At 69.8% G+C, this 11,770-nt stretch carries 9 protein-coding genes; 5 read left to right on the top strand and 4 right to left on the bottom strand.

Annotated elements, in window-relative coordinates; genetic code table 11:
- Positions 1 to 237 precede the first annotated feature (237 nt).
- Positions 238 to 1,743 (top strand): aldehyde dehydrogenase, encoded by a 1,506-nt coding sequence (locus ACGFSB_RS02625; protein ID WP_393392921.1) that lies wholly within the window; start codon positions 238 to 240, stop codon positions 1,741 to 1,743.
- Positions 1,744 to 1,847: 104 nt separating this feature from the next.
- Here ACGFSB_RS02625 and ACGFSB_RS02620 read toward each other — a convergent pair whose 3' ends face one another.
- Complete coding sequence (locus ACGFSB_RS02620) at positions 1,848 to 2,420, bottom strand: MarR family winged helix-turn-helix transcriptional regulator (RefSeq protein WP_393392919.1); 573 nt, start codon at positions 2,418 to 2,420, stop codon at positions 1,848 to 1,850.
- A 173-nt stretch (positions 2,421 to 2,593) separates the two neighbouring features.
- Here ACGFSB_RS02620 and ACGFSB_RS02615 point away from each other — a divergent pair, with 173 nt between their 5' ends.
- Positions 2,594 to 4,081 (top strand): APC family permease, encoded by a 1,488-nt coding sequence (locus tag ACGFSB_RS02615; protein WP_393392916.1) that lies wholly within the window; start codon positions 2,594 to 2,596, stop codon positions 4,079 to 4,081.
- 103 nt (positions 4,082 to 4,184) lie between these two features.
- Here the strand turns inward: ACGFSB_RS02615 and ACGFSB_RS02610 are convergent, their stop codons facing one another.
- Positions 4,185 to 4,976 carry an acetoacetate decarboxylase family protein gene (locus ACGFSB_RS02610; RefSeq protein WP_393392914.1) on the bottom strand — a complete coding sequence of 264 codons (792 nt, stop codon included), beginning with the start codon at positions 4,974 to 4,976 and terminating at the stop codon, positions 4,185 to 4,187.
- Positions 4,977 to 5,342: 366 nt separating this feature from the next.
- Here ACGFSB_RS02610 and ACGFSB_RS02605 point away from each other — a divergent pair, with 366 nt between their 5' ends.
- Positions 5,343 to 6,716 carry a glutamine synthetase family protein gene (locus ACGFSB_RS02605; protein WP_393392912.1) on the top strand — a complete coding sequence of 458 codons (1,374 nt, stop codon included), beginning with the start codon at positions 5,343 to 5,345 and terminating at the stop codon, positions 6,714 to 6,716.
- A gap of 38 nt (positions 6,717 to 6,754) precedes the next feature.
- Positions 6,755 to 8,035, top strand: a complete 1,281-nt coding sequence (locus ACGFSB_RS02600; protein ID WP_393392909.1) for a cytochrome P450 — start codon at positions 6,755 to 6,757, stop codon at positions 8,033 to 8,035.
- Positions 8,036 to 8,042: 7 nt separating this feature from the next.
- Here the strand turns inward: ACGFSB_RS02600 and dusB are convergent, their stop codons facing one another.
- The gene (gene dusB, locus ACGFSB_RS02595) at positions 8,043 to 9,173 is read right to left on the bottom strand and encodes a tRNA dihydrouridine synthase DusB (protein WP_393392906.1); all 1,131 of its coding nucleotides are present in this window, start codon (positions 9,171 to 9,173) and stop codon (positions 8,043 to 8,045) included.
- A 49-nt stretch (positions 9,174 to 9,222) separates the two neighbouring features.
- Positions 9,223 to 10,134 (bottom strand): helix-turn-helix transcriptional regulator, encoded by a 912-nt coding sequence (locus ACGFSB_RS02590; RefSeq protein WP_393392904.1) that lies wholly within the window; start codon positions 10,132 to 10,134, stop codon positions 9,223 to 9,225.
- A 119-nt stretch (positions 10,135 to 10,253) separates the two neighbouring features.
- Here ACGFSB_RS02590 and ACGFSB_RS02585 point away from each other — a divergent pair, with 119 nt between their 5' ends.
- On the top strand, positions 10,254 to 11,720 hold the full coding sequence (locus tag ACGFSB_RS02585) for an MFS transporter (RefSeq protein ID WP_393392901.1): 1,467 nt from the start codon (positions 10,254 to 10,256) through the stop codon (positions 11,718 to 11,720).
- The last annotated feature ends 50 nt before the right edge of the window (positions 11,721 to 11,770 follow it).

Raw genomic sequence — 11,770 nt, 5'->3', positions numbered from 1 at the left:
CGTTTGAACCCAAACAACATTAGAAGCGGCGGGGCGGCGGGGTCAACCCCTCGATCGGGGCGCCCTGTTCGGCTACCGTTTGAACTCAAACGAAAGGTGCGGACGCGTTGTCGCTGCGCGTGGCGGCTTGCGGCTTGCGGCTTGCGGCTTGCGGCTTGCAGCTTGCGGCTTGCGGCTTGCGGCTTGCGGCTTGCGGCGATCGCACCTGCCCTGCCCACGGCACCCCTGGAGGCATCCATGCCGGATGACGCCCTGTCCACCAGCAGCCATCAGGACTGGATACGGCGGGCCGAAGCGCTCACGTTCCCCACCCGGCACCGCATCGCGGGCGCCGACACGGACGGTTCGGGAAGTGCGTTCCCCGTCGTCTCGCCGCGCGACGGCCGCACGCTCGCGCTGGTCGCGGACGCGGGCGAGAAGGAGGTGGACCTGGCGGTCGCCGCCGCCCGCCGCGCCTTCGACAGCGGGCCGTGGCCACGCCTCTCCCCCGCCGACCGGGGCCGGACCCTGCTGCGGATCGCTGCTCTCATCGAAGAGCAGCGCTCCGCCCTCGCCCTCACAGTCACCCTGGAGAACGGCAAACCGATCACGGAGTCGTACGCCATCGAGCTGCGCGCCCTGGCGAACACCTTCCGCTGGTACGGCCAGCTCGCGGACAAACTCACCGACACCGCCCCGCACACGACCCCCGACGCGCTGGCCCTCGTCACACGCGAGCCGTCCGGCGTGGTGGGCGCGGTGGTCCCATGGAACTTCCCCCTGACCCTGGCGGCCTGGAAGGTGGCCCCGGCCCTCGCCGCGGGCTGCACGGTGGTCCTGAAACCCTCCGAACTGACGCCCCTCTCAGCCCTGTTGCTCGCCCGCATCGCCGACGAGGCGGGGCTGCCTCCCGGCGCCCTGAACGTCATCGCGGGCGACGGCCCGACCGCGGGCCGCGCGCTCGGCCGCCACCCGGACGTGGACGTCATCGCCTTCACCGGCTCCACAGCGGTGGGCCGTCACTTCCTCCACTACGCGGCCGACTCCAACCTCAAGCGGGTCTGGCTCGAGCTCGGCGGCAAGTCCCCCAACATCATCCTGCCCGACGCCCCCGACCTCGCGGCGGCGGCAGGCACGGCGGCCTGGGGCATCTTCTTCAACCAGGGCGAGATGTGTACGGCGCCTTCACGGCTCCTCGTCCACGAGTCGGTGGCCGAAGAGGTGACCGCGGCGGTCGTCGAACGGGCCGGAACCCTGCGGGTGGGCGACCCGCTTGACCCCGCCACGGAGATGGGCGCCCTTGCGGGGGCGGCGCGGGTGGACTCCGTCCAGGACCATGTACGGCGGGGTGCGGAGAGCGGGGCACGGCTGCGGGCGGGAGGTGCGGCGCGCGAAGTCGTCCCCGGCGGAAGCTACTTCGCGCCGACCGTCTTCGACCGGGTCACCCCCGCCATGCCGCTCGCCCGCGAGGAGATCTTCGGCCCTGTCCTCTCCGTCCTCACCTTCGGCTCGCTCGACGAGGCGGTCGCGCTGGCCAACGACACGGAGTACGGGCTCGCGGCCGGCCTCTGGACCTCGGACCTGTCGACCGCGCACACGGTGGCGCGGCGCCTCCGGGCCGGGACGGTGTGGGTCAACTGCTACGAGGAGGGTGATGTGACGGTGCCGTTCGGCGGCTACAAGCGGTCGGGGAACGGGCGGGACAAGTCGGTACATGCGGTGGAGAAGTACACGGAGCTGAAGACGACCTGGATCCAGCTTTGAGGCTCCGCCCGTTGACTGCCCTATTCGGGAAGGGGCGGGGTCGAGGTCGGGGTCGGGGTCGGGGTCGGGGTCGGGGTCGAGGTCGAGGTCGAGGTCGAGGGAAGTTACCCCTTCGCCCGCCTGCCACTCCGGCGAGGCGCCGGATCGGCACCGTCCAGTAGTTCCACCCGCCGCTCGTCCCCCTTCTCCTCCGTCTGCACCACGATCTTGCGCAGCAGGTCCGCCAGGACCCCGCACTCCTCGACCGTCAGCCCCTCGGCCACGAACACCTCCTCCGCGTTGAACTCCGGGAACACCTTCTCCATCAGCCGCTCCCCCTGCCCCGTGAGTCGCAGCAGTGCGAGCCTGCCGTCGTCGGGGTGGCCCCGCCGCTCAAGCAGGCCCCGGCCCGCGAGCGTTCGGGCCACCCCGGTCAGCGTGCCCTTGGAGATTCCCGCCTCCTCGGCGACGTACCGCGTCTCCATCTCTCCCCAGATCCACACCACGTACAGCACGACGAACGACGTCCACGTCAGTTCGGCCCCCCGCAGCACGGAGTTCTCGAAGTGCTGCCGCACGGCCGATGCCGCGCGGTAGATGTTCGAGACGGCGGCCATCTGCTCGTACTTGACGGGGGTGCCGCCGAGCTTGGCCCGGACCGCCTTCTCGGTCTCGCGAATGGAACGGTTGCCCGTCACGTCCGTATCTCCTCGTCCCTGTGGTGCCGGTGGCGCCTGTGCGCCCCCAGTCTCCCAAGGCCTCTTGCCGGGGCGCATACGCGTCCGTACCATCAGCGCCACTCGAATTTCGTACGGGCTCAAACGATAACGCGTTTCCAGCGGAAACGCCCTCCCCTCCCCGGAGTCCCGGTATGACCATCGATCACCACGGCGCGCCCTCGCCCGCGCCTCCCCTCCCTCTCGCCTCCGCCCCCGAGCGCCGCATCGGCGTCACCGGCATCGTCTTCTTCGTCGTCGCCGCCTCCGCACCGCTCACCGTGGCCGCCGGTGGCATACCGCAGTCCCTCGGCGTCACGGGGATCCTGGGCATCCCCCTCCTCTACCTCCTCATAGGCGTCGTCCTCGCCCTCTTCAGCGCCGGATACGCGGCGATGAGCCGGCGCATCACCGGTGCCGGAGCGTTCTACGCGTACACCGCGCAGGGCCTCGGCCGCTCCATGGGTGTCGGCGCCGCCTTCGTCGCGCTGCTCGCGTACAACGCCATGCAGATCGGCATCGCGGGCCTCTTCGGCGCGACCACCGCGCAGTTCATCGACTCCAAGACCGGCGTCGACATCCCCTGGTGGGCGCTCGTCTTCGCCTGCACGGCCGTCGTGGGCGTCCTTGGCTACCTCCGCGTCGACCTGGGCGTGAAGGTGCTCGCCGTGCTGCTCGTCCTCGAATTCGGGACCGTACTCGTCTTCGACATCGGCCAGTTCGCCGACGCGCCCGACGGCATCTCCACCTCGCCGCTCACCTGGGGCGCCGCCACCGACGGCTCCCTCGGAGTCGCCCTGTGCTGCGTCTTCGCCGCGTACATGGGCTTCGAATCGGCCGCACTCTACAGCGAGGAGTGCCGTGATCCTCGCCGGACGGTGGCACGGGCGACGTACATCGCCGTCGCTCTCATCGGTGTCTTCTACGCTGTCACCGCGTGGGCGATGATCAGCGGGGCCGGTACCGGGCGGGCCACGAAGGTCGCGGCCGAGCAGGGGCCCGAGATGCTGTTCTTCCTCAGTGACCGGGGCAGCCTCGGCTCGGTCTTCTCCGACTTCGCCCAGCTCTTCCTCATCACCAGCCTGCTTGCCGCGCTGCTCTCCTTCCACAACGCCGTTGCCCGGTACGTACGTTCACTCGGCCGGGAGGGTGTACTGCCTCGCGGGCTCGGCGCTCTCCATCCACGCCACACGTCGCCCTACCGGGGTTCGCTGCTCCAGACCTTGGTCAGCGCCGTCGTCATCGCCGTCTTCGCGCTTGCCGGGCGCGACCCGGTGATGGATGTCTTCACCTGGCTGACCAACCTCGGTGCCCTCGGGGTGATTCTGCTTCTGTTCGCCACATCGGCTTCCGTCATCGCCTACTTCGTACGCCGTCGTGAGGCAGTCGGTGAGGTGGTGAGTGAGCCGTTGTGGAACCGGTTGATCGCGCCGCTCCTGTCCGGCGTCGCGCTCGCCGTCATCTTCTGGCTCGCGCTGACCAACTTCAGCGTGCAACTGGGGGTTTCCTCGGGCAATCCGCTGCGGTGGATCCTGCCGTGCCTGATCCTCATCGCCGCGGCGGCGGGGGTTGCGTGGGGCGTGTGGCTGCGGCGGTTCCGGCCGGACACGTACGCCGGGATCGGCTCCGCTGCGGGGCAATGACACCCTTGGTTTGGCTTGACCTGGCTTGGCTTGACCTGGCTTGGCTTGACCTGGCTTGGCTTGACCTGGCTGGGTTGGGCTGGCTGGGTTGGGCTGGGCTGGGCTACAGCGCTCGGTCCAGGAGTTTTCCGCCGTTCCAAGTGACTCCCACCTGGCGGTAGTACGCCCCTATCGGCTCCTCCACCGTCAGTGACGCCAACTCCTCCGTGGGGGCGTCGAAGAGGCTCAGTTCGGCGTCCCCGGACCAGGCCTTGCCGCCCTCGAAAGCTGCCGCCCCGGTCGCGATGAGTTCGTCGAGGGCCAGCCCTTTGCCGTCTATGGAGGGGAGTTGGCGGTGGTGAGCCATGGGGTGGGCGTTGACGAAGCCGTTCGTCTCGGAGGGTTCGCGCAGGGTCACCACTGCCTGGGCGATGCGCCGGTCGGCGGCTGCCAGTGTCGCGCCGAAGGCTGCGCCCGCCTCGATGCGGGGGGCAGGGCCGAAGGGGTGCGGCCGCGTCAGATGGATCGAGCCGAGCTTCTTCGGGTAGCCCTGGTGGATGCCTCGGGCCATGGCGAAGTCCTTGTCGACCCAGATGTAGACGCAGCGGGAGTAGGTGCGGCCTCGGTAGCCGCACCGTACGACGGCGAAGCACTCCTTGTACTGGGCGCGGACCGGGTCGAGCAGCTCTGACCTGGAGTCTCCGCAGGACTGCCAGTCTGCCCAGATGAGAGCTACCGCGCCCGGGTCGTCGGCTGCCAACTCCAGGGGGGCGGGGATCAGTTCACGGATTCGGGCGGGGTTTGTGCGGTACTCGATCGTCAGCAGGTCGCCCGAGTAGTGCCAGGGCGGGGTGGGGATGAGCGATGAACGGCCCGTCGCCGTTTTGGGCGGGAAGAATCCTTGGGATCCGGACACCGTGGACTCCTTGGGTAGTCGTTTGGGTCCGTACGATATGCCTCCGGCGGAGGTGGCGCCATGGGGAGTGGCTGCGTTTCGTCTCGTCGTGGGGCGGGGTCGCGCCGGTATGTCCGTCCTCGCCATCACGGTCCGAGCGCCTGGATGCTTCGACACCGGAGTTCTGCGAACCGTGCTCCGGGCGGAAATACCGACACGCCCCCTCCTGTCGGACGCGCGACCGTGGGCCGTCGGCGGTCGCGGCCGCCCCGCTGGGGAACTTCGGCACAACTCCCCCTGAGGGGCTTGCGCGTACCCCTCAGGGTTTCTATCGTTTGGTCTCAAACGATAGCCCCCGATCCACCTCTCCGAAAGGCTGGACCACGGGTGAGTGAAGCGAGCGCAACCCAGCGGAGCCACATCGCAGAGACCGTCGAAGCCCTCCGCGCCGGAGGTACGGACGTCGTCCGCGTCATCTACCCCGACCTCATCGGCGTCGACCGCGGCCGAGACATCCTCGTCGGGCATCTGCCCGGCGCCTGCGGCCACGGCCTCTCCTTCTGCCGCGCCGTCTACCACACCAGCCCCCAGGGCGACGTCGTCCCCATCGCGGGCGGGCTCGAGGCCGGGCTTCCCGATGTCTCCGTACGTCCAGATCTGGCCACCCTCCAGCCGCTGCCCTGGGAGCCCGGTGTCGCCTGGTGCCTCGGCGACACCTTCGACCCCGCCACCGGCGAACCCGCTCCGGAATCGCCACGCGCCTTGCTGCGCCGGGTACTTGAGAGGGCGGAGGAGTACGCCGGCCTCGCGGTCACCCCTGTCGTCGGGCCCGAGCTGGAGTACTTCCTCTGCGACGCCGACCCCACCAAGGCCTCCGGCTGGACCGTGTACGGCGGTGCCACCGGCAATGTGTACAGCGCGGGGCGGCGCGGCGACCCCGACGGTCATCTCCTGCGCACCCTGCGGCACTTGGCCGACCTCGGCATCGGTGTGATCGCGGGGAACCATGAATTCGACGGCGGGCAGTTCGAGATCAACCTCGACCACTCCGACGCCCTGGACGCCGCCGACCGCGCCTTCCAGTTCAAGGCCGCGGTGAAGGAGACCGCCCGTCGCGAGGGGCGGCTCGCGACCTTCATGGCCAAGCCGTTCAACGGTCTCGGCGGCTCCGGATTCCACCTGCACATCTCGCTGCTCGACGGTGCCGGACGCAATGTCTTCGAGGACGCGGGCTCGCCCGATGGTCTCTCCGCGACCGCCCGGCACGCCATCGCCGGGCTGCTGCGGCACGCACCCGCGCTGAGCGCCCTGCTGAACCCGACCATCAACTCGTACAAGCGGTTCGGTCCCGACACCCTTGCCCCCTGGCTGATCGACTGGGGTCTGGACAATCGCAGCGCGATGCTCCGGATACCACCTGAGCGAGGCTCAGGAACACGGCTTGAGCTGCGACTTGGCGATGCTTCCGCCAATCCGTATCTCATCATCGCCGGTGCCGTGGCCGCCCTCCTCCTCGGCATCCGCGACAAGGCCGAGCCACCGGCACCCCTGGAGGGCTACGGATACCAGGAGGACTCCGCGCCCCGCCTCCCCAGCACGCTCGGGGCTGCCCTCGACGCCCTGGAGGCCGACGAGGCGCTCACCGGGCTCCTCGGCGCCGACTTCACCGGCGCCTTCCTCGCGTACAAGCGCAATGAGATCGAGCGCTTCCAACAGCACATCACCGACTGGGAGTTCACGGAGTACGCCTTCCTCATCTGACCGCGCCGCCCCATGAGATCCCGAGAAGGAGTACGTCCATGCCCAGTACGGTCACGGCGAGCCCCGCGCCCCTCGCCCTCGCCGACGTCGACCTCGCCGACAACGACAACTTCACCGACGGCACCCTGCCCTGGCGGATGTTCGACGTGCTGCGCCGCGAGGACCCCGTCCACTGGCAGCCCGAGCCCGCGCCCAACTCCGGTTTCTGGGCGGTCACCCGGCACGAGGACATCGTGCGTGTCGATCGTGACCCGGAGACCTTCACGTCTATGCGGTTCACCAATCTCGAGGAGGTCGATGAGGACCAGATCGCTCTGCGCCGCTCACTGTTGGAGACCGACGGTATGCGGCACCGTGCGATGCGGCTGATTCTGCAGAAGCAGTTCACGCCGCGCGCGGTGGCGACGTACGAGACGTTTCTGCGCGGTCTGACCGCCCGCACCCTCGACGCGGCTCTCCCCAAGGGCACCTTCGACTTCGTGCGGGAGATCTCGGCGGACTTCCCCATCAATGTGCTTGCGCGGATGCTCGACGTTCCCGAGGAGGACACCCAGCAGCTCATCGACTGGGGCAACCGCATCATCGGCAACACCGACCCTGATTACGCCGACGTACTTCTGGAGAGTGCGGAGAGCGAGCAGTACCGCGATCTGCCCTTCCGGTCCCCTGCCGCCCTCGAAGTCTTCGAGTACGGGCGGAAGTTGGCCGCCAAGCGGCGGGGCGGGGGTGGGACCGACCTGGTGAGTACCTTGGTCAACAACTCGCCCAAGGACGGCATCCCGCTCTCCGACACCGACTTCGACAACTATTTTCTGCTGCTCGTCGTCGCGGGCAACGAGACGACCAGGCACGCCATTTCGCACTCCACGCTCGCCCTGATCGACCACCCGCAGGAGCGCGCCAAGCTCACCGCCGATCCCTCGCTCATCCCTGGCGGCGTCGAGGAGTGCCTGCGCTGGGCCTCGCCCGTCTATCACTTCCGGCGTACGGCGACCCGTGATGTGGAACTCGGCGGCAAGCTGATCAGGGAGGGGGACAAGGTGGTGCTGTGGTTCGCATCGGGCAATCGGGACGCGGACGTCTTCCCTGATCCTTACCGCTTCGACGTGACCCGCGAGAGCATCGACCACGTCACCTTCGGCAAAGGCAGCCCGCACTTCTGCCTGGGCAACTCCCTTGCCCGCCTGGAGATGCGGATCATGTTCGAGGAGTTGCTGCCGCGGCTCGCGGATATTCGGGTGACTGGTGAAGTTCGGCGGGTGCGGTCCAACTTCGTGAACGGGATCAAGGAGCTGCCGGTGGAAGTCATCCTGGCCTAGGCGCTGTTCAGCCCCCGCTGGTGTCCAGCTCCGCGTCCTCGCTGATGCCCGCGCAGTCGTAGGGGTCCTTCAGCCAGCCGTCCGGCAGGACCACTCGGTTGTTGCCCGATGTGCGGCCTCGCGGGCCGTCCGCGCCGGTGGGCCATGCCTGGTCCAGGTCCAACTCGCCGAGTCCCTCTTCGAGTTCGGCCAGGGATGACGTGATCGCGAGGCGCTTGCGCATTTCCGAGCCGACCGCGAAGCCCTTCAGGTACCAGGCCACGTGCTTGCGGAAATCAATGACGCCGCGCGCCTCGTCACCGATCCACTCGCCGAGGAGGGTCGCGTGCCGGAGCATGACGGCGGCGACCTCGCGCAGGTCCGGCGCCTTGGGCGCGCCCGTGCCCTCGAAGGCGGCCACCAGGTCGCCGAAGAGCCAGGGGCGGCCGAGGCAGCCGCGGCCGACGACGACTCCGTCGCAGCCCGTCTCCTTCATCATGCGCATCGCGTCGGCGGCCGACCAGATGTCGCCGTTGCCGAGCACCGGGATCTCGGGGACGTGCTCCTTGAGGCGGGCGATGGCGTCCCAGTCCGCTGTGCCGCCGTAGTGCTGGGCGGCGGTGCGGCCGTGCAGGGCGATCGCCGTGACGCCCTCCTCGACCGCGATGCGGCCCGCGTCGAGGAACGTGATGTGTTCGTCGTTGATGCCCTTGCGCATCTTCATGGTGACGGGCAGGTCCCCGGCGCCGACGACCGCCTCGCGGAGGATCGCGCGCAGCAAGGGCCTCTTGTACGGGAGTGCGGAGCCGCCGCCCTTGCGGGTGACCTTGGGGACGGGGCAGCCGAAGTTCAGGTCGATGTGGTCGGCGAGGTTCTCCTCGGCGATCATGCGGACCGCCTTGCCGACGGTCGCGGGGTCGACGCCGTACAGCTGGATCGAGCGGGGCTTTTCCGTCTCGTCGAAGTGGATCAGCTGCATAGTCTTCTCGTTGCGCTCGACCAGGGCGCGGGTCGTGATCATCTCGCTGACGAAGAGGCCCTTGCCGCCGCTGAACTCCCGGCACAGCGTCCGGAACGGCGCGTTCGTGATGCCCGCCATGGGGGCGAGCACGACGGGCGGCCGCACTGCGTGCGGGCCGATCTGAAGCAGGGGCTCCATGGCGCGGGGTTCCTCCGGGACGGGCGGGGCTGAGGCGAGGGCGGACCTCCTATTGTCCCTCATCCGCGAGAGTGCCCGCGCGACTGCCCACGCGCCCGGCCTTCACCAGGCGGTGCAGCTCCTCCGTCGCCGCCTGCGAGCGCGCGTCTGCCGGGACGTACGTCCCCAGGCGCGGGCCCTCGGCCGGGCCGAGCCACAGTCCGTGGTACGTGAAGTGCAGCGGGCCCACGAGCGAATTGTTGAACCGTTTCGACTGGTCCACCGCCTGCATCACCTCATGCCGCTCCCACAGTTCGCAGAACGTGGGTGAAGCCTTGCGCATCCTCCTGAGCAGCGTCTTCCACGCCGGGTCGGCGAGGTGCCCGGCCATCCGCGCCCGGAACCTCGCGACCATCCTGCGCATCGTCTCCGCGCGGTCATCCATGGCGGCCTGCCAGGCGGGGTGCGTGAAGGTCAGCCACATGCAGTTGCGGTCCTCGGGCGGCAGCGCGTCCAGGTCGGCGAGGAGATTTCCGTACGTGGCGTTGTAGGCGAGGATGTCGTAGCGGGAGTTCTGCACGCACGCCGGGTACGGCTCGAGCTGGGTGACGATCCGCAGCAGGCCCTGCGGGACCGACGCGATCTCGGCGGCCGGTGAGGGGTCGGCGGTGCCCGCGAGCTGGAAGAGGTGGGCGCGCTCGCCGGAGTCCAGCATCAGGGCGCGGCACAGCGCGTCGAGCACCTGGCCCGAGACGTGGATGGCGCGGCCCTGCTCCAGCCACGTGTACCAGGTGACGCCGACCGTGGAGAGGTGCGCGACCTCCTCGCGGCGCAGGCCCGGCGTGCGGCGGCGCGGGCCCCGGGGCAGGCCCGCCTGCTCAGGGGTGATGCGCTCGCGGCGGCTGCGCAGGAAGTCGGCGAGCTCGCTGCGGCGGATGCGGTCGGGCTGCGGCTGCGGCTGCGCGGGTGCTGCGATGTCCATGGGAACAGCTTGGTCCATGGGGACAGCTTGCCTGCCCGGCGACCCTGTTTCCAGGTAGTACAGGTACCAGGATAAAGAGACTCTGGTACCAGGCTGAATGTTCGACGAGCGTCGTACTCGTGAACCTCACGAACTCCACGGCCCACGTCCTGAAGCCGACTCCGACCACCCCGGCCCCCGACCGGTCCGCATCAGACGCCTCCCCCGCCCTGACCCCGCTGGGCCTCGTCACCATCCTGCTCGGCGCCGCGCTCCCGATGATCGACTTCTTCATCGTCAACGTCGCCCTGCCCAGCATCGAACACGACCTGCACGCCTCCCCCGCCACCCTGGAGATGGTCGTCGCGGGCTATGCCGTGGCGTACGCCGTCCTGCTCGTACTCGGCGGGCGGCTCGGCGACACCTACGGGCGCCGCACGCTCTTCCTCTGGGGCGTGGCCGCCTTCGGTGTGACCTCGCTGGCCTGCGGGCTCGCGCCCGGCGCCTGGTGGCTCGTGGGGGCGCGCATCGCGCAGGGGGCGGCATCCGCGCTGATGCTGCCGCAGGTCCTCGCCACCATCCACGCGACGACGCGGGGCGAGCGGCGGTCGAAGGCGGTCGCCCTCTACGGCTCGGTGGGCGGCATCTCCATCATCCTCGGCCAGGTCCTCGGCGGCGTCCTGGTCTCCGCCGACCTCGCGGGCACCGGCTGGCGCGCGGTGTTCCTGGTGAACGCCCCCATCGCGGTCGCCGCCCTGCTCTGCGCGGTGCGCTCCGTGCCGGACAGCCGTGCCGAGCAGCCCACCCGCAGCGACATCGGCGGCACGCTCCTGCTCGCCGCGTCCCTGATCGCGCTGCTGCTTCCCCTGACCGAGGGCAGGGCCGCGGGCTGGCCCCTGTGGTCGGTGCTGTCCCTGGTCGCCGCACCGTTCCTCGCCTGGGCGTTCGCCCGCGTCGAGCTGCGCGCCGAGCGCACCGGCGGCAGCCCGCTCCTTCCCCCGTCGCTCCTTCGCGAACCCGGCGTACGCATGGGTCTCACCATCGGCCTGCCCATCTTCATCGGCTTCGCGGGCTGGATGTTCGTCAGCGCGGTGACGCTCCAGCAGTGGCTGGGCTTCAGCCCCTTGAAGTCCGGCCTGACCCTGATTCCCATGGGCATCGCCCAGTTCGCGGCGTCGATGCTGGCCCCGCGCCTGGTGACGCGGCTCGGCAGCCGCGCGCTGACCGTGTGCGCCCTGGTGCACGGCTCGGGGCTCGTGATCCTCGCCCTGACGGTGCTGTGGACGCCTCTTCCGTCACTGACCCCGCTCGTGCTCGCCCCCGGGCTCGCCCTGTGCGGCGTCGGGCAGGGTGTGCAGCTCGCCCTCTACTACCGCATCGTGCTCGCCGCGGTCCCGGCGGCGAAGGCGGGCGCGGGCAGCGGTCTCGCGGCGACGGTCCAGCAGTCCTGCCTGGCCCTCGGCGTCGCGACGCTCGGCTCGCTCTTCCTGGCCCTGGTGCCGGGCCTCGGTATGCGGGACGCGTTCGCGATCGTGCTCGGGGCGCAGCTGGCGGGGCTGCTCGGCATGGCCCTGCTGAGCCTGCGGCTGCCTCGGACGCTCGGCTGAGGGCGGGGGTGCGGGGCACGAGCACGAGCACGAGCACGGCCCTATGACGC

The organism is Streptomyces sp. NPDC048441 (assembly GCF_043200235.1).
Taxonomy (GTDB): Bacteria; Actinomycetota; Actinomycetes; order Streptomycetales; family Streptomycetaceae; genus Streptomyces.
This window is presented reverse-complemented; position numbering and strand designations above follow the sequence as displayed.